General features: G+C 41.6%; 9 protein-coding genes, 1 tRNA gene and 1 pseudogene. 9 read left to right on the plus strand and 2 right to left on the minus strand.

What is annotated here, in order from left to right; all coding sequences use genetic code 11:
- Positions 1-3 precede the first annotated feature (3 nt).
- The 4 genes from QME03_RS07195 to lpxA are packed head-to-tail and all read left to right on the plus strand — an operon-like array spanning position 4 to position 4,488.
- Positions 4-1,224, plus strand: a complete 1,221-nt coding sequence (locus QME03_RS07195) for an HD domain-containing protein (RefSeq protein WP_281723910.1) — start codon at positions 4-6, stop codon at positions 1,222-1,224.
- A 46-nt stretch (positions 1,225-1,270) separates the two neighbouring features.
- Entirely contained in the window at positions 1,271-2,311 is a 1,041-nt protein-coding gene (gene lpxD / locus QME03_RS07200; RefSeq protein WP_281723911.1) for a UDP-3-O-(3-hydroxymyristoyl)glucosamine N-acyltransferase, read from the plus strand.
- A 4-nt stretch (positions 2,312-2,315) separates the two neighbouring features.
- Entirely contained in the window at positions 2,316-3,701 is a 1,386-nt protein-coding gene (locus tag QME03_RS07205) for a bifunctional UDP-3-O-[3-hydroxymyristoyl] N-acetylglucosamine deacetylase/3-hydroxyacyl-ACP dehydratase (protein WP_281723912.1), read from the plus strand.
- Positions 3,702-3,717: 16 nt separating this feature from the next.
- Positions 3,718-4,488 carry an acyl-ACP--UDP-N-acetylglucosamine O-acyltransferase gene (lpxA, locus tag QME03_RS07210; RefSeq protein ID WP_025817046.1) on the plus strand — a complete coding sequence of 257 codons (771 nt, stop codon included), beginning with the start codon at positions 3,718-3,720 and terminating at the stop codon, positions 4,486-4,488.
- A 1,325-nt stretch (positions 4,489-5,813) separates the two neighbouring features.
- Here lpxA and QME03_RS07215 read toward each other — a convergent pair.
- Positions 5,814-6,875, minus strand: coding sequence for a hypothetical protein (locus QME03_RS07215; protein WP_281723913.1), 1,062 nt, complete (start codon positions 6,873-6,875; stop codon positions 5,814-5,816).
- Positions 6,876-7,452: 577 nt separating this feature from the next.
- Here QME03_RS07215 and QME03_RS07220 point away from each other — a divergent pair.
- From QME03_RS07220 to QME03_RS07230, 3 genes are all read left to right on the plus strand, one after another.
- Positions 7,453-12,075, plus strand: coding sequence for a translocation/assembly module TamB domain-containing protein (locus QME03_RS07220; RefSeq protein WP_281723914.1), 4,623 nt, complete (start codon positions 7,453-7,455; stop codon positions 12,073-12,075).
- Entirely contained in the window at positions 12,065-14,371 is a 2,307-nt protein-coding gene (tamL, locus tag QME03_RS07225) for a translocation and assembly module lipoprotein TamL (RefSeq protein ID WP_281723915.1), read from the plus strand. The genes QME03_RS07220 and tamL overlap by 11 nt, the downstream gene beginning before the upstream one ends.
- A gap of 268 nt (positions 14,372-14,639) precedes the next feature.
- Complete coding sequence (locus QME03_RS07230; RefSeq protein WP_281723916.1) at positions 14,640-15,395, plus strand: hypothetical protein; 756 nt, start codon at positions 14,640-14,642, stop codon at positions 15,393-15,395.
- Between the two features lie 337 nt (positions 15,396-15,732).
- Here the strand turns inward: QME03_RS07230 and QME03_RS07235 are convergent, their stop codons facing one another.
- Positions 15,733-17,199 carry a Do family serine endopeptidase gene (locus QME03_RS07235; RefSeq protein ID WP_025817357.1) on the minus strand — a complete coding sequence of 489 codons (1,467 nt, stop codon included), beginning with the start codon at positions 17,197-17,199 and terminating at the stop codon, positions 15,733-15,735.
- A gap of 385 nt (positions 17,200-17,584) precedes the next feature.
- Here QME03_RS07235 and QME03_RS07240 point away from each other — a divergent pair.
- Both QME03_RS07240 and QME03_RS07245 read left to right on the plus strand, forming a co-directional pair.
- Positions 17,585-17,672 (plus strand) — tRNA-Ser (locus tag QME03_RS07240).
- Positions 17,673-18,038: 366 nt separating this feature from the next.
- Positions 18,039-19,088, plus strand: a pseudogene (locus QME03_RS07245) (FMN-binding protein).
- Positions 19,089-19,334 lie beyond the last annotated feature (246 nt).

The following is a 19,334-nucleotide window of genomic DNA, read 5'->3' on the forward strand; positions in this document are numbered from 1 at the left end:
TCAATGAGTGACATAAAGATAATCAACGACCCCGTTTTTGGCTTCATTAAGATACCACGTGGGTTGATACTCAACGTTATTTGCCATCCCCTTATGCAGCGACTTACGCGCATTAGACAATTGGGGATGGCCTCTGTGGTTTATCCTGGCGCACAGCATACGCGCTTTTTGCACTCCATTGGCGCGTTTCATTTGGTCAGCGAGGCCTTGTTATCGCTCCAACAAAAGGGTGTTTTCATTTTTGAAAGCGAGGTAGAAGCAGTTCAGATAGCCATCCTTCTTCACGATATCGGACATGGACCGTTCTCTCACGTGCTCGAAAATTCGCTTATCTCTGGCATCTCGCACGAAGATATTTCTTTGTTGATGATGGAAAAGATGAACCGTGAAATGGATGGGATGCTCACTTTAGCCATCAAAATATTTAAAAACGAGTATCCTAAGCGTTTTCTTCATCAGCTTATAAGCAGTCAGTTAGACATGGATAGACTTGATTATCTTCGTCGTGACAGCTTTTTTACTGGTGTGTCAGAAGGTAATATTGGCTCGGCGCGTATCATCAAAATGCTTGACGTGGAGAATGATGCATTGGTGGTAGACCAAAAGGGTATCTATTCCATCGAGAACTATTTAATCTCGCGTAGACTGATGTACTGGCAAGTGTACCTACACAAAACTGCTGTGGGGTGTGAAACTATCTTAGTTAACTTGCTTAAGCGGGCCAAACATCTTGTGCGCAAAGGGTATCAGCTGTTTGCTTCGCCTGCACTAGCATATTTTTTGGTCAATGATGTTGACCGCGCTTTTTTCGATTCTCACCAAGAGGCATTGCAAAATTACTGCGCACTCGACGATAACGACATCTGGAGCAGTGTGAAAGTATGGATGAACGATACCGACCCTGTACTCTCTATGTTGGCCACCGACTTGGTAGACCGCCGTATCTTTAAAGTAGAGGTCTTCGATAAGCCCATTCCAGAGGAAGTAATAGCAGAGCGCTTGGCGCAAATTTGTCAACACACGGGATTATCTACAGACGATGCCACCTACCTATTGAGCGCCAACACCGTGAACAAAAAAATGTATAGTATGGAAGACGACCACATCACCATTAAATGCAAAGATGGCACCTGCAAAGACATCTCGCAGGCCTCTGAACTCTTCGATGTGACCCGCCTTTCTATGAAAAACAGCAAATATTACCTATGTTATCAAAGATTTTGAATAATAATTGCTATATTTGCAGAATTATTCAACAACACTGAAACCAATGGAATTTACAGCAAAGCAAATTGCACAAGTCGTCAATGGTGAAATTGTTGGAGATGAGAACGCTGCTGTACGCTCCTTCGCTAAGATAGAAGAGGGGCAGGCAGGTGCTATTTCGTTTCTTGCAAACCCGAAATATACACATTATATATATGAAACAAAGGCTAGCGTGGTGCTCATTAACAAAGACACCAAGCTGGAAAAACCTGTAAAGGCCACGCTCATCAAGGTGGATAATGCCTACGAGTGTGTAGCTAAATTGCTGCAGATATACGAAGCTGCCAAGCCTAAGAAAACAGGTATTGACCCATTGGCCTTCGTTGCTCCTGATGCTAAGGTGGGCGAAAACTGCTATATCGGCGCTTTCGCTTACGTTGGAAGTGGCGTTGTGGTGGGAAACAATACACAAGTATATCCTCATGCCACCCTTTGCGATAATGTGCGCGTGGGTTCTAACTGCATCATCAATCCTCATGTGTGTCTATACCACGATGTGGTGGTGGGCGATAGAGTTATTCTGCACGCAGGATGTGTTGTAGGGGCAGACGGATTTGGCTTTGCTCCATCAGAAAATGGTTACGACAAAATACCTCAGATAGGTAACGTTGTTATCGAAGATGATGTGGAAGTTGGGGCTAACACTTGTATTGACCGCTCTACAATGGGTAGCACTTATCTGCGCAAAGGTGTTAAACTTGATAACTTAGTGCAGATTGCTCATAATGTGGAAGTAGGTGCACACACTGTAATGTCGGCCCAAGTGGGCATTGCTGGTTCAACAAAAGTTGGACAGTGGTGCATGTTTGGCGGACAAGTTGGCGTTGCTGGTCACAGCACCATCGGCAATAAGGTGTTTATTGGAGCACAATCGGGCATACCTGGTAACATCAAAGATGGCAAACAGCTTATTGGAACACCTCCTATGGAACTGAAACCCTACTTCAAGTCGCATGCCGTTCTAAAGTATTTGCCCGACATGTACAAGCAAGTGAACGAACTTCAAAAGGAAATTGACGAATTAAAAAAGCAAATAAAACCATAACGCAATGTTAAAACAGACAACATTGAAAGGCAGCTTTTCCTTGTATGGCAAAGGCTTGCATACAGGATTGAGCCTCACGGTAACCTTCAATCCCGCACCCGAAAACACAGGCTATAAGATAAAGAGAATGGACTTGGAAGGCCAGCCTGTTATTGATGCGCTAGCCGAAAGGGTGGTCGACACTCAACGCGGCACTGTACTAGCTAATGGCGATGTGCGTGTTTCTACTGTTGAACATGGCCTTGCTGCTCTCTACGCTATGGGTATCGATAACTGTCTCATACAGGTTAACGGACCAGAGTTTCCTATTCTCGACGGCTCTGCTATCATGTATGTAGAGGAAATCAAGAAAGTTGGAATCGAAGAGCAAAACGCTCCAAAAGATTATTACATCATTCGCCATAAAATTGAAGTAAAAGACGATAAAACAGGGTCGTGTATTACCATTCTTCCCGACGACCAGTTTAGCATCACTGCCATGTGCTCTTTCGATTCAAAGTTTATCAATAGTCAATTTGCTACTCTTGATACACTCGATAATTTCGAAAAAGAGATTGCACCTGCGCGTACCTTTGTCTTTGTTCGCGATATCGAACCATTGCTTAAAGCCAATCTTATCAAAGGAGGCGATATGGACAATGCTATCGTGATTTATGAGAAAATGACCGACCAAAAGCAGCTTGATCAATTGGCCGATTTGCTCAAGGTTCCGCGTTTGGATGCTTCTAAACCTGGCTATATCCAACATAAGCCTTTGGTTTGGGAAAACGAATGCACCAGACATAAGTTGCTCGACATCATTGGCGACATGGCTCTGCTGGGTAAACCCATTAAGGGACGCATCATTGCCACCCGTCCTGGGCACACCATCAACAATATGTTTGCTCGCCATTTGCGTAAGGATATACGCAAACACGAGGTGCAGGCACCTATATACGACCCCAACGAAGAACCGCTTATGGATAATAAGCGCATTCGCGAACTCTTGCCTCACCGTTATCCAATGCAGCTCATTGATAAGGTTATTTCTCTTGGCCCAACAAGCATTGTTGGCATTAAGAATGTAACTAGCAACGAACCGTTTTTTGTGGGCCATTTCCCTCAAGAACCAGTAATGCCTGGTGTGCTGCAAGTAGAGGCCATGGCTCAATGTGGTGGCTTATTGGTGCTCAACCAACTAGAAGAACCCGAGCGTTGGTCTACCTATTTCATGAAGATAGATGATGTGAAGTTCCGTCAAAAGGTTGTTCCAGGCGATACTCTTCTCTTCCGTGTCGAACTGCTTCACCCCGTAAGGCATGGCGTAAGTTCGATGAAAGGCTACATGTTTGTTGGCGACCAAGTCGTGTCTGAAGCAACATTTACAGCGCAAATCGTAAAAAATAAGTAATAACATCCGCTGAGCTATGAATCAAATAAGCCCTTTGGCCTATGTACATCCCGAAGCAAAGTTGGGCAACGACAATATTATCGGGCCTTTTTGCTACATAGACCGTAACACAGTGATAGGCGATGGCAACAACTTGCAAAACAGTGTGACCATCAATTATGGTGCTCGTATTGGCAATGGAAACGAAATTTTGGCTGGAGCAAGCATCTCAACCAAACCCCAAGACCTGAAGTTTGTGGGCGAAGACACATTGTGCGAAGTTGGAAACAACAACAGTATTCGTGAAAATGTTACTATTTCGCGTGGAACGGCCTCAAAAGGAGTTACCATCGTGGGCAGTAACAATTTGTTGATGGAGAATGTTCACATTGCTCACGATTGTGTTATTGGCTCGCAAATTATTATCGGCAACTCAACTAAGTTTGCTGGAGAGGTTGTTGTAGACGATTGTGCCATTATTAGTGCTGCAGTGCTCTGTCATCAGTTTTGCCACATTGGTGGATATGTCATGGTTCAAGGCGGTAGTGGGTTTAGTCAAGACATTCCTCCCTACGTTACTGTTGGCAAACATCCTGTGCGTTTTGCTGGTCTCAACCTCGTGGGTTTGCGTAGACGTGGTTTTTCTAATGAACTGATAGATCTTATCCACAATGCTTATCGTTTGCTCTATTCTAAGGGCTTAATGGCTGAAGGCATTCAAGAGATAAAGAATAATTTGCCAATAACAAAGGAAATTCAATACATCATCGACTTTGTGGAAAGTTCAGAACGTGGCATCATTCGCTAATTATGCTGTGATGCATCATATACACATAAGCCTGTAAGAGTTCAGCTCTTGTGGGCTTATTTTGTATTTATTTGTGTTGGCTAAACTTCATACCTAAGCATATAAAGTTCGCCGTGTCTTTGTTAATACAGGTACTACCCTAAAAAGTGTGTAAGCCCATTTTTTCTTATCTTTGTATTATTCAAAAAAAACAATAATAAAATGAGGCTTACACATTCACAAATATTGGAAATTCTTTCAAATTATGCAAGTAGTAGCGGTTTTTTTACCTTTTAGACTTCACATTGGTTTCGTTGAATAGTTAAAAAGGTAAATTTATTTTATAAAACGCAAGGTGTCCGACAGTTCATTCTAGAGAAAATGCACTGCTAATTCATATATAAAAAGCGTATTTGAGATGAGTTTTACGTTTTCTTCTTTACTATTTCTCAATCTTTTAATGTCATTTATCATGTTTTTGCCTTTCTATTTTGATAAAATAGGTCCTAATTTTCTACTCTAAAATATAAGAATTTGCTCAAGAAATGGTTATGAAATCACACAACTTCGGTTAAAAATGCAAACCAGAAAAGTAGCAAAACTCACTACTAACTCATACAAAACGCAATGCTATCTCCTACAAAACGCAGTGCTAACTCATGCTAAACGCAGTGCTATCTCCTACAAAACGCAGTGCTAACTCCTACAAAACGCAGTGCTAACTCATGCAAAACGCTGAAAAAAGGCCAAAATAACAATGAATGATGGCGCTTTACTAGATTTTTCGCACATTAGAATGTTAAGTTACTTTGATAATTTATGCTTATGCGTATAGTTATGCGTTAATAGTGGATTGGGGCTTTAAAAGGCATATTTTTGGTGTTTTTTATGTTAAGTTGCTGTTGGTCAGTGTGTTATAAACTTGCTAAATACTCGCGTAAATTAGCCTGATGCCCAGAAAAATTTCGGCGAGGGTAGTCATAATGTTAAAATATGGTACAATTATTTTACATTCGAATGTGCTTATTCCGTTTTTTCTTTGTGAATATATTAATCATAAACCTACATCTAAAATGGTTTGTTATCAACTCTACAGATATTGAGATTTATTGAATACATTGTTTGTTTTGGTCTTGAAGACCAAACTAAGAGCGTAAAAATAGTACAAAGATAATGCCGATAAGCAAATTAAAAGGGGAGAAAGCACACAATACAACGCCATATTATAAATAAATGATTAAATTACAACGAACTATTCGTCATTAAAACTGCTCTAAACATCAAGTAACGCCATGATATTTAGAATACAAAGTTGGGTCTGTGATATTTTTGTCGCATGCTGATGGTCACTTCTTTAGCACAGAAAGTCCCAGATAATTATTTTTTTCCAAGTATGTTCTAAACATCCGATTAGTGCTTAGTGCCTTTTGATAGAAGCAATCACCTGTGAGTTTATATCTATTGCGTAGTTTTATCAGATAATAAGCTGTGTATGCGGCAAGTTCAAAGCGTTCGTTATCATTGAGTGAAGATAGGCATAACGAACTTTCTGTTGGAGAAGTTTTTACCAATTGTTCGCCATATTGGTTCAATAAGTTTGTCCATTGTTTGTTTTGATTGTTTAGCGGTAGTTGCATAAGTGTTTCGAACAAGCCTTTATGAATAACAAGGTAGGGCGATTTTAACTGCACTTTACGTGAGAATACAGTATGAATGTAATCTAATCCAGAGCCACTGTATGTTGAACCCACTTCAGAGGCTCGATTTAAGTTAAGCATCTTTTTCAGCAAAAGCTTATTAATTGTTTCGTTCTTGTCGTAGCCATAAAGCTTTACTAAATCAAAGAGCAGTGTTTTATTGTGTTTACACAGCCACGAGAGGCTGGATTTGTTGTTGTTCAGTAAAAAACAATTATAGTGAACAAGTTCGTTATCAAGCGAAAAATGCGCACCATTTTTATCTTGTTTAATAAAACTTTCAAGCATAGAGGGCATAGCAATGAAGTTGTATCCCTTAACGTAAAAATGGTACAATCCAGCAATTTTAATGCATTTAGCCTCTTGTTCGTCAACTTCTTTTTGCTCTTCATCCGTCGTAACCTGGAGTGGTGCAATTAAAAAAGTGAAGTAATGGGTATGCTCGTACACGCCCTTAAGTTTTTTTCTTTGTGTAGGGTTAAGGCCTAATTGTGTGAGTTTCTGTTCGAAAAGTTCGGCCGATATAGGTTTAAATCCTCTTTTAACCAAGTCGTTAAAGGCATAGGGTATATATATGCTCATCAGTTTCTCGTTCACAGCAAGGTCGTCTTCTTCTCTCTCTTCATCTATAACTTGTGCATTTCTGTCAACGATAAGTAGATATTCTTTTTTTAAAGAGTCTAATCCTGCCTTATTAAGTGGTAGCACCAAATTGCTAGTAATGTTTAATTGATATTTTTTGTTTAGCGCTTTAGCGCTGTTTATGTTTTGTGTTTGTGGCGTTTTTGAGACGCATTGAAGGCAAATTGTGCTAACCATTGCAACCAAAATATAACGAAGTTGGGTATTTAACATGTTTAAAATAATTTATTCTATGTGCGAACCTATGGGTTAATTATTTGTTCTGTTGAAATCGTTTTTCTGTGTTTCACGCTTATCTTTATAGCAGCCTGTAACTATGATTTGGTTGTAACGATGTTGGCTAGCCAAGAAAGAAAGCCACTGGCGGCGTTCAATAGGAATAATAAACAAGCAAAACTAGCGAAAAAAACTGAGAACCACAACGAAAAGCCCCAAAAAGAAATGTTGTTGTAAATGATTCTCTTGCAAAGCCCTTTTTATGATGTGATAAACGCATATTAGTAATCTGCTTAACCAAATACAAAATAATTTGTATTTGGTTTTAATTTCTTTGTGCAACGTGTGGCAATTATTCAAAAAAAAATGCTTACTTTGCATGCGAAATGTTGCCTGTTAAGGCAAAACAGATGATGAGCTTGCGTTTTTTATGAAAAAATATATCCGATGGGTTGGTATCGTTATTGCTATCCCAATTGTTCTTTTTCTACTTATAGTGATTCTGCTTTACTGTCCTCCAGTGCAAAATTGGGCTGTTAAGCGGGTGGCAAGTTATGCCTCGCAGAAGATGGGCATGAACATTACGGTGGAGAAAGTGAAACTTGTGTTTCCCCTAGATTTAGGGGTTGAAGGCGTTAGGGTATTGCAGTCCAACGATTCGGTAACAGGACAAACAGACACAATAGCCAATGTAGGCAAAATTGTGGCCAATGTGCAATTGCTTCCCTTGTTTAGTAGTAAGGTGGAAGTGAACGAATTGTCCTTACACGATGTGCGGATGAATACTGCAAACCTTGTGCACGAGGCACGTATTAAAGGTGATGTGGGCTTGCTATTGGTGCAGAGTAGGGGAGTAGACCTAAAATCGAAGACCATTAGGGTGAACCAAGCGCAACTCAGAGATGCGAATATCAGTGTGGAACTAAGCGACACCGTACCACCCGATACCACCAAGACCCCTGTTTTTTGGAAAATTAAGGTTGATAAGCTGTTGGTAGAACGCTCTAAAGCGATGATACGAACTGCTGGTGACACCATGGCTGTGCTGGCCGAAATGCCTAAACTAGAGGCTAAGAATGGTTATTTCGACCTCTTTAAAAACCTTTATCGCATTGAAACGCTTAACTGGCAAGATGGAAGTGTTAACTACGACCTTACACACAAACCACGAACAGACGGCTTAGACCCTAACCACATACGCCTAACTCATTTGGATTTGGGTGTCGACTCCTTTTATTTTTGCCAACCCGAATTGAAGATGAAGGTGCGCGTTTGTGCCTTTAAAGAGAAAAGTGGCGTGCAGGTTAACCATTTTAGCACACATGTGGGGCTCGACTCCGCGCGTCTTGATCTACCCGACCTTGTGTTGCGTACACCCGAATCGTCGGTTTCGGCCAACTTTAACATGGACATGAATGCCTTCGACGATAACAATCCTGGCAAACTGTATGTGGCTTTACACGCATCGTTGGGTAAAGCCGACTTGCTGCGCGCGATGGGTGGAATGCCCGAAGGTTTTAGAAAGGCATTTCCCAACTATCCCCTGCGTATAGATGGAGTGGCTAAAGGCAATAAACAACGCATAGCCTTCTCGGGGCTTAATGTGGTGTTGCCAACTGCATTTAAACTCCAAACCACGGGTTTTGTGGAAAATGCCATGGATAGTAAGCGCCGTAGGGGTGAGATTTTCCTCAATGCCAATACCTATAACTTGAACTTTGTGAAGGTGTTGTTAGATAGTAAACTACAACGCGAGGTGAATATACCAGCCAATATGGCCTTAAACGGAAAGGCTAAAATATTGGGAGAAGTGTACGAGGCTGATGCTTCGTTACGCGAAAGCAATGGAAATGTACAGGCGAAGGGAAGATTTGATGCGAGCAATATGGCCTACGAGGCCAAATTGAAGGTGAAGAACCTGGCCTTACAGCACTTCTTGCCTAACCAAGGCCTACATCCCTTTACAGGAGAATTAGAGGCTAGAGGTGCAGGAACCGACTTTATGTCTACTAAAACGCAGCTATTTGCAAAGGCACGAGTAGAACGTTTTCATTTTGCAGGCTACGATTTCGACAAGATTTCGGGTAATGCACAGATGAGTAATGGCACTATTACAGCCGCTTTGATAAGCGATAACCCCTTACTTAAAGGTTCGATAAATGTAAATGGACGCAATAGTGGGAAAGTAATAAAGGCACATATCAACACCAATTTGGACAAACTAGACCTCTACAACTTGCATTTGTTGAGCCAAAAGGTGGTGGCTTCTTTCCGTAGCGACCTTAACCTAGAAACCAATGGTAAGGACTATTATAAGCTAGAAGGTAATGTGGCCGACATTATTGTTAACGATACGACGAAAGATTATCGTTTGGGAGCAATGAGTATGAGCCTGTTTACCAATAGAGACACAACACATGCCGACTTGGTTTGTGGCGACTTTACCTTGCGTGCCAACAGCAAAGGTGGTTATGCTTATATCTTAAACCGTGGCACAGGCTTGTGGAAAGAGCTTCAACAGCAGCTTACCTCAAGGCGCATTGACGAGAATAGGTTGCGCGAGCGATTGCCTTTGGCTAATATCTACTTGCAAAGCGGACGCGAAAACATCTTTATGCGTGTGCTCAAAAAGTATGGTTACATAGTGGGTGAAGTGTCGGCCGACTTGAAATCGTCGCCAGTAAGTGGCTTGAATGGCTATTTAAATGTTAATAGACTAATGGCCGATAGCATACTAATCGATACAGTGCGATTGGGATTAAAATCGGATGCCGACCGTATTGCTTATTCGGTGCAGGTGCGCAACAATAAGAAAAATCCGCAATATGTGTTTAATGCGTTGTTAAACGGAGCACTGGAGGAACGTGGAACCTACATCCGAGCCAAAATCTACGACGAAGCAAACAAGTTAGGCGTGGGTTTAGGTGTGCGTGCAACGATGGAAGATAACGGAATACGTGTGAGTTTGATGGATCGCCAGGCCATTTTGGGTTATAAGCAGTTTACTGTTAACGATAGCAATTATGTGTTCTTGGGTAATAATCGTAGAGTTCAGGCCGACTTACGCCTGAACTCGGCTGAAGGAACAGGCCTTATGCTCACAACAAATAACGCCAATACTGAAGCTTTACAAGACATAACACTGTCGTTAAATCAATTGAACCTAGAGAAACTATTTGCTATACTGCCTTATATGCCCGAAGTGTCGGGAACACTCAACGGCGACTTCCACGCCATACAAACCAAGGATGCCCTTTCGGTGTCGTCGGCCGTATCGGTTAGCAACCTTAATTACCAAAAGAGTGCGATGGGTAACATCAGTTCGGAGTTCGTGTATATGCCTAAACAAGATGGCGGACACTATGTAGATGGCACGTTAAGTAAAGACGATGTGCAATTTGGACACCTTTCTGGCACATACAATCCCGCACGTGGAGGTAATCTTGATGCTGAATTGGTGGTTGAACGTCTGCCACTTTCTATTGTCAATGGCTTTATCCCTCAACGCCTTTTCGGTCTTAATGGCTATGCCGATGGCGAGCTAGTGGTAAAGGGACGTTTGTCTAAGCCTGTGATTAATGGTGAATTATACCTTGATTCGGCCAATATCTTTAGCGACCCTTATGGGCTTACGCTGCGTTTTGCCAACGACCCCGTGCGCATTGTGAATAGTCATTTGCTGTTTGAAAACTTTGAAGTGTATGCTCATAACGATAGTCCGCTTAACATTAAGGGTGAGTTAGATTTCTCCAATCCCGACCGTATGCGACTGGATATGCGTATGAAAGCCACCAAATACGAGATTATCAATGCTAAAGAAAACTACCGTTCGGAAGTGTTTGGTAAAGTATTTGTGAACTTTAGCGGTCAAATGAAGGGCGAACTGAGCAACCTAAACTTAAAAGGAAATCTTGATGTGCTGGATGCCACTGATATGACTTACGTGTTGCGCGACTCACCTTTGTCTACAGACAACCAGATAGAAGAGCTTGTTTCGTTCACCGACTTCTCTGATAATAAGACCGTAATTATCAATAGACCCGCCTTAACAGGCTTTAGTATGGACCTAGGGTTGAACATCGACCCCAACGCTCATATACTTTGTGCCTTGAATGCAGACAAGTCTAACTACGTTGACTTGATGGGTGGTGGTAATTTGCGTATGACATACACGCCTGTTAATGGCTTACGACTTACTGGACGCTATACACTTAACAACGGTGAAATGAAATATTCGCTGCCAGTGATACCGCTTAAGACCTTTACCATCAAGGATGGAAGCTACATTGAGTTTACAGGTGATGCTATGAACCCACGATTAAACATCACCGCAACCGAGATAACCAAGGCTTCGGTTACATCTAATGGCAATGATAGTAGAATTGTAGACTTTGAATGTGGTGTGGTGGTGACAAGAACATTGAAAGATATGGGACTGGAATTTACCATAGATACCCCGCAAGATATGACTGTGAGCAACCAACTTAACACCATGGGAAGCGATGAACGCGGAAAACTAGCCGTGACAATGCTTACCACGGGTATGTATCTTGCAGATGGAAATACCAACCGTTTCTCGATGAACAATGCCCTCAGCGCATTCTTACAAAGTCAGATTAATAATATTGCAGGTAACGCCTTGCGTACATTAGACTTGAGTTTTGGTCTTGACAACGTTACAGACGCAAGCGGAAATATGCACACCGACTACTCGTTTAAGTTTGCCAAACGTCTATGGAGCAACCGTCTACGTATCATTATCGGCGGTAAAGTGTCGTCGGGTGCTGATGTAGGGCGAACAGATAATACTTTCTTTAATAACGTGTCGCTGGAGTATCGCCTAAATCAAGGTTCTACGCGTTATATGCAACTATTCTATAACCGCGATAGCTACGACTGGCTCGAGGGCGATATTGGTAAATACGGCGTTGGTTTTATCTGGCGAAGAAAGCTCAGACGTTTTCGTGATATTTTCAGACTTAAAGTGCCAGAAGATGTAGTGCTGCCCGTAAATACCGACTCATTAACAAAAGAAAAGACAAATGGCGAATAATCCTAAACATGCTTTATTGGCTTTAATGGCCTGTGCTGCAGCGCTGGTTGCCACTTCCTGTTCAACCACAAGCAGTGTTCCAGAAGGCGACCAGCTATACATAGGACTGACAAAAGTAAAGTGTGAGAACTATGAAAATAGCGCAACTTTTAGTTCAACGCAAGAAGAAATGGAGGCTGTGTTAGACTGCGAACCCAATGGTTCGTTGCTTGGAAGTAGTTATTATCGTACGCCATTCCCCATACGACTTTGGGTTTATAATGCCTTTTCCAACTCTAAGTCGGCCGCAGGAAAGTGGATAAGCAAAACTTTTGGTAAGGCGCCAGTGCTGATGAGCAGGGTGAACCCTGCCTTGCGGGCATCGGTGGCACAAAACACACTTAAAAATCATGGTTATTTTCAAGGTCGTGTTAAATATGAAGTGGTGACACAAAGCAATCCCAAGAAGGCAAAAATAGGTTATACCGCTAACTTTGGGCCACTTTATACGTTAGATTCGGTGGCTTATCTCAATTTTACACCAGAGATAACTCAACTCATTGGTTCGCGCGCCTCTATCTCTAACTTGAAGAAAGGAAGTGCATTCTCGGTTTCGGCACTAGATAACGAACGCAATCGTATCAGCACTTTGCTGCGCGATAATGGATATTATTATTTTCAACCAGGTTACTCGTCGTTTCTTGCAGATACGATACAAGTTCCCCAAAAGGTGCAACTGAAGATGTTGCCCACGGCTACTATGCCCGAAACAGCCAAACGTAGATGGTATTTGGGTAAGATAGATTTCTACATTCGTAAGCAGATGGGAGAAGCATTAACCGACTCGGTGAAGCGTAAACACCTAACTTTGCATTACAATGGCAAACGTTCGCCTATCCGTTCGCGCATTTTGATGCGCAACATCTTTATGCGTCAGGGATATATGTATAGGCATCGCGACGAAAATCTTACGTCGACTAAACTCATGGATATGGGACTTTTCAGTATGACCGACTTTAAGTTTACACCACGAGACACCACGGCTAACAGTGATACACTTGACCTAACTGTTACAGGAATGCTAGAAAAGCCATACGATTTTTATGTAGAAACAAACTACACGGGTAAGACAAATGGACGTATGGGGCCAGCACTCATCATCGGTTTTACAAGACGCAATGCCTTTAGAGGAGCCGAAAAACTGGATATCAACGTAAACGGATCTTACGAATGGCAAACAGGTCATAGTGCATCGGGTGCTTCATCGCAGATGTCTTCTTACGAATATGGTGCTTCGGCATCGCTAGAGTTCCCCCGACTGTTTGCACCTTTCTGGCAGTCGCGCCGCTTTTACAACACGCCTTCTACACTTCTAAAAGTGTCGTCGAGTGTTATTAATCGAGGTAATTATTTTAAACGTCATATCGTTTCGGGCGAACTCACCTATAACCTACAAACGTCTGAACGCTCAATGCATCAGTTTTCGCCTTTGTCGTTGCAATACAACTATATGACAAGTCACACTGCTGCATTCGACTCGATTATAAATGCCAATCCTTATCTAAAGGTAACGATGAAGGATGTGTTCATTCCTAAGATGCGCTATAGCTATATTTATAATAGTCCTTCGCGCTATCGACATCCCATTTGGTGGCAAACCACATTGAGCGAAGCATCTAATATCTTGTCTTTAGGATATATGTTGGCAGGAAAAAAATGGAACGAGACGGATAAAACGATGTTTAAAAACCCTTATGCACAGTTCTTTAAGATTGAGACCGATTGGCGTAAGATTTGGAAAATAACCCCGCATTCGCAACTCGTGGCTCACGCTTCGGCAGGCGCAATATGGAGTTATGGCAATTCAACCGAGGCTCCGTATAGCGAACAATTTTATGTTGGCGGTGCTAATAGTGTGAGAGCGTTCACTGTTCGAAGCATCGGGCCTGGTAGTTATTATCCAACGGCCAGCACCAATTCGTATCTGGACCAAACAGGCGACTTCAAACTGTTGCTCAATCTTGAATATCGACCGCGCATTATCAATAGTCTTTACGGAGCTGTGTTTATAGATGCAGGCAATGTTTGGGCTATGCATTCGTCAACATCACGACCTAATTCAACATTCAAGTTAAAGAGTATGTTGCAAGATATGGCATTAGGAACAGGTATTGGGCTGCGCTACGACCTCGATTTCTTTGTTATTCGTGTTGACTGGGGTATTGGTATTCACGTGCCATACAAGAGCGGATTCTATAATATGGGTAAATTTAAGAATAGCCAAAGTTTACAACTGGCCATTGGTTATCCCTTCTAATCGTGTAATAATGATGTGCTGCAGTATATAAAACGCTAATAAAGTGATTTGACTAAGCTTTAATTTGTATGTAACTAAAAGGCCGAACAATGGTATTGGTAAGCATTTGTTTATGTGTTTTGTTGTGCAAACAATAATTGATTAACAGAGTTCCATTTGCTTTTATTTATTAAGATGGGTAAAAGGGGCTATAGTTGGGCCTCTAATACATCGTAGTTTACAACTGGGAATGGTATTTTTGTAGCTTTATCATCTTGTATATAATAGAATGATGACACAAATCCAAGACGCAATAAAAGTGGTGGATGAGTTTTCGGCCCTAAGCACAGGTAGTGTATTTGGACAAATATCGAAAGTACAGTTTATAAGAGAACTGAAGGAACGTATTTGCCATCCAGTGTCGATTGTTCAGTCAAAGAATGGAACTTGTGGTGCAGCCGTGTTGTGTAAGTATATAGCCGAGGTAAATCCCGTGCTCTTTGCCAATATGGCTATTGGTCTATACACCGAAGGGAAGTTTAGAAACAATGGTTTGAAGTTGATTGTTACTGAAGCGATGATGCGTGGTACATCTACAGACTTGCATTTTAAGGGGTATAACAGGATGTTTTCGGTGGATGCTATTCTGCAAGGGGCGATAACAAATAAAAACAACTGGATTTTAGAGATGAACCCTTTTAAAGGAGAAAGTGGATTAAGCACTTTTATGTATCCATGGTTTATCCCTAGATTTGTAAAGCAATTTGTTGGCACTGCGTTTTGTAAAGTGGTGTGTTGGCCTACTAATTCAACTTTAGAAGTAATCAATTACAGTCGTTTTTTTGTGATTGCTATGGTGCATTTGGGTAAAGATGAGCTGTTTAGTACTAGCTTATTATCCAATCACTATGTGCAAATAATAGGCTGTTCTGAAGGAAAAGTTTCCTATTGGTCGTGGGGTAGGGCTTGTTCATATGATGCAACTAAAGGTTTAGGAAATGGCATACACCAACTCTTTATCCTGAAAAAAAGTGATGAGAAGTAATACAAATGTGCGAAGAATGGTCGCAATCCGTTGTTCATAATGTGGAGTTTGAATTAAGAATGCCACACTGACTTAAGCTTGATGTGAGGTTAGAGGATGTAAACCGCATAAAACAAGAAGCAGCTACAACATTTATGAATGTTATAGCTGCTATTTTTGTTACCATAAAGAGCGGTAGATTAACGTCTGCTGTTATAATGTGTTTTAGTATTCTTTGTGCATCAGCTTATCAAATACAAGACGTTGAAGGCACATACCAATAACACAGACAAGAAGTTAATAGCTCGTAACCATGGTTGCCATAGCCATGAGGCAAGTGGCAACCTGGTATAGAGAATTAATTGCCAATCACAACAGCGAAGTAAGCCTTCTTACCAGTTGGGTAGATACCTTGTATGTAGAGCACAGGATCTTTGCTAGTAGAAGCCTCTTTAACAACCTTCTGCAAGTCGTCGGTAGACTTAATGTTTTGGTCGTTCACCTTTTGGATGATAAAGCCTCTGGCTATTCCTGCATCTTTTAGTGCGCCGTTGTTCACCTTGATAACCTCAAGACCCGACGAAATACTCAATTGGCTCTTTTGTTCGGCTGTAATCTCCTTGAAGTTTCCGCCAAGAATGTCCAGATCGGCAGTCTTAACAACCTTTGTGTTGCCTTGAGCGTTCTTCAAAGTTGCAGAAGCAGTGGTCTTCTTTTTGTTGCGCATGTAGGTGATAGAAATCTTATCGCCGGGACGTTTGCTTGCAAGAACCTCTTGCAGCTCGGCCATCTTGGTGAGTTTCTTTCCATCAATGGCAGTGATAACATCGCCACCCTTCATGCCGATAGCAGCTCCAGCACCACCATCTTCCACGCTATCTACATAGATACCTTCGTTTGTTCCTAGGTCGTGTTCTTTGCCTTTTTCTTTCTCAATGTCTAGGAAAAGACGCACATCAGTTCCTTTGATGCCCATGAACGCACGTTGTACACTACCATATTGTTTGAGGTCGGCCACTACTTTATTCATAATGGTGGTAGGAATAGCGAAGCCATAGCCACTATACGAACCTGTTTGAGAATAGAGCATAGCATTGATGCCCACCAATTCGCCTTGTGTGTTAACGAGTGCACCACCCGAATTACCTTGGTTGATGGCAGCATCAGTTTGTATGAACGACTCAATAGGGTTGCCACCAAGTGCGCGCGCCTTGGCACTAACAATACCAGCAGTAACCGTAGAATTGAGGTTGAAGGGGTTTCCAACGGCCAGCACCCATTCGCCCACCTTGAGTTTGTCTGAGTCGCCTATAGGAAGAGTGGGGAGGTTTTTGCCATCCACTTTAATAAGAGCCAGGTCGGTGTTTTTATCCGAACCGATAATGCGAGCGGAGTATTCGCGGTTATCATTCAGCGTAACCGTTAATTGGTCGGCGCCTTCCACCACGTGGTTGTTTGTAACGATATATCCGTCTTGCGAAATGATAACTCCCGATCCCGTTCCTTCACGTTTTGGGGTTTGTACTTGTCTTTTTTGCTTCCCACCATTACCTTGACCAGGATAGCCAAAGAAGCTGAATGGGTCGCTGAAGAAGTCGCCAAAGGGGTCGTTTTGCATTTCAACAGTTTGTACTTTAGAGTTCTGTACAAATCTGATGTGCACCACTGCAGGCAGTGCTTTTTCAGCAGCGAATGTAAGATCTACGGGTTGAGCAGGCGTTGCAGGTGATGCAGCAGCTGCGTTAACCTTCATAAACGAACCGGCAGAGAATGCAACAGAAAGCACGCATAATCCACCAATGAGGTACTGTGAATACTTTTTCATTGTCTTTCCTTTTAAAATTACTATTTTTGTTTGTCTTAGTTTTCCATCTGCAAATTTAGGGGCAAATATTGTAAAACAAGAATTTAAGCGCATTTCTTTATCCCAATTTAACAAACGTGATTATCATATTAACGGCTATTAATGCCTTTGGGCTTTCTTTTTGCAGTTGTTTGCGTAGATGTTATTAGTATTTTCTGTTTTCACGGCTAATTGCTGTATCAAATTGTTATATTGTTAAATTTCTACTTACATTTTAATTTTGCTATATTCTTGTTGCGTTTTTTGCACATATATAAATAAGGTGTTCCCCAATCTTCCTTACATTTTTAGCCAATGGGTTGCATACTTCAATAAAATATGTTACTTTTGCAGCCGAAACTAAAAAGGAGAGGTGCTCGAGTGGTTGAAGAGGCACGCCTGGAAAGCTTGTATACGCCTAAAGCGTATCGGGGGTTCGAATCCCCCTCTCTCCGCAAATAGGCTTCAAAAGGACTTCACAAAGGTAGTCATTTTAGCCCTCAAAAATTAGATAATCGTTGTAAAATCAAGGTTTTACAACGATTTTTCTTTGTATATACCTCTATCGCCTGACCCAATATTATTGGTTACGTAGCAAAATAATGATGCCTGGATTAAACTTCTGCTTTTGTAGGTTGTCACATATTTTAGATTTGATAGAAGTCGTGACAGAAGGTTCACTTTATTTTGCGGAGAGTGTCAACCTAGGTCATCAGTTTACTGTGGTCTATCTATCGTCAAATAATATCATAAAACTAGGTTTTATGTAGACATTTAATGTTAATGTGAGATGTGTGAATGAAAGACTATACGATAAAAATATGAGGAATTATTTAGAAAAACTACAGCAGTTGCAGCCTTTGCTTATCTGTATTCTGCTGGTTATGGCAATTAGGATCCGTAGAGATGGTAAGGTGTTAGGACATGATTTGAAGCAGCAACAGGTAGATTCGGTAAAAGCAGAGCCAATGGTTGTGCTTTAGGATGGCTCGGTACGATCAAACACAACAGAACTAGCCAAAGACCTTATAGGTTATGGTGGAACTGTACCCTTGGAGATTAACTTGGAAGATGGTAAGGTGAAGAACATCAAGGCACTTCCAAATTCAAATACACCCGACTTCTTTCAGGAGGCGTCAGCAATTCTTACCAAATGGAACGGACATACCATGGAAGAGGCGGCGAAACTGAAGGTAGACGGCATGTTGGTTGCAACGTTTTCGTCAAAGGCTATCATAGGAAACGTACAACGAGGACTACAGTATGTGGCAAACAATCCTCTAAAATAATCGATATGGTCTGATTTTGATTTATCTGCCAAGGCAATAGTAGGCCTGATTGTTGTGCTTCTGGCCTCTATCTTACCTCTTTTTATTAAGGACAAACGTTATAAGATAAGTCAGCAGATTCTCAACGGGATAGTATTAGGCTTTTGGTGTGGCTCATTCTTAAACTACACTCCATTCATCACTTACATGTAAAATGGTATGAATGTGCTCACGCTAATCGTACCAGTCGTCATGCTTATCACTGCATTTGTGTATCCATTCTTTGGTATGAAGTCATACTATTGCACGCACGTTTGTCCGTTTGGCTCGATACAAGAGCTTGCAGCAAGATGCGTTAGTTATAAGCTCAAAATGAAACCAACGACAGTTAAACGCTTGGATATGTTTCGTCAGGTTCTTTGGGCAATACTCATGCTATGTCTGTGGACAGGTGTATGGTTCGATTGGATTGAATATGAATTGTTCTTAGCCTTCGCATTCCAGTCTGCTTCGTGGGTAGTTATCGTTATTGCTATTGTTTTTGTGGCACTGTCGACGGTGATAATGCGACCTTACTGCCACTTTGTATGTCCAACAGATTAACTCTTTAAGTATAATCAACCATCAACTTCTAAATACAAAAAATAATAGATATGAAGCATTTCAAGGATGTCTTTTTTCTTTAGGTCCATATAACTGGCTGAAATACAAATGGTGCTTTCCGTTAGGTTGTGAAACATGGGAGCGGTAGCACAGATTTGCTGATAGTCAATGGCAGACAGATTTCCTGCATTCAGTTCTTCAGGACATCAAGTTTGGCTTCTGCAAGCTGTTTATCGGTTTTGCCAT

The organism is Hoylesella shahii, from assembly GCF_937990675.1.
GTDB lineage: Bacteria > Bacteroidota > Bacteroidia > Bacteroidales > Bacteroidaceae > Prevotella > Prevotella shahii.

Bases quoted from the DNA above. Each gene is read 5' to 3' on its own strand.
- QME03_RS07195 (WP_281723910.1), top strand. From the start codon at position 4: ATGAGTGACATAAAGATAATCAACGACCCCGTTTTTGGCTTCATTAAG.
- lpxD (WP_281723911.1), top strand. From the start codon at position 1,271: ATGGAATTTACAGCAAAGCAAATTGCACAAGTCGTCAATGGTGAAATT.
- QME03_RS07205 (WP_281723912.1), top strand. From the start codon at position 2,316: ATGTTAAAACAGACAACATTGAAAGGCAGCTTTTCCTTGTATGGCAAA.
- lpxA (WP_025817046.1), top strand. From the start codon at position 3,718: ATGAATCAAATAAGCCCTTTGGCCTATGTACATCCCGAAGCAAAGTTG.
- QME03_RS07220 (WP_281723914.1), top strand. From the start codon at position 7,453: ATGAAAAAATATATCCGATGGGTTGGTATCGTTATTGCTATCCCAATT.
- tamL (WP_281723915.1), top strand. From the start codon at position 12,065: ATGGCGAATAATCCTAAACATGCTTTATTGGCTTTAATGGCCTGTGCT.
- QME03_RS07230 (WP_281723916.1), top strand. From the start codon at position 14,640: ATGATGACACAAATCCAAGACGCAATAAAAGTGGTGGATGAGTTTTCG.
- QME03_RS07235 (WP_025817357.1), bottom strand. From the start codon at position 17,199: ATGAAAAAGTATTCACAGTACCTCATTGGTGGATTATGCGTGCTTTCT.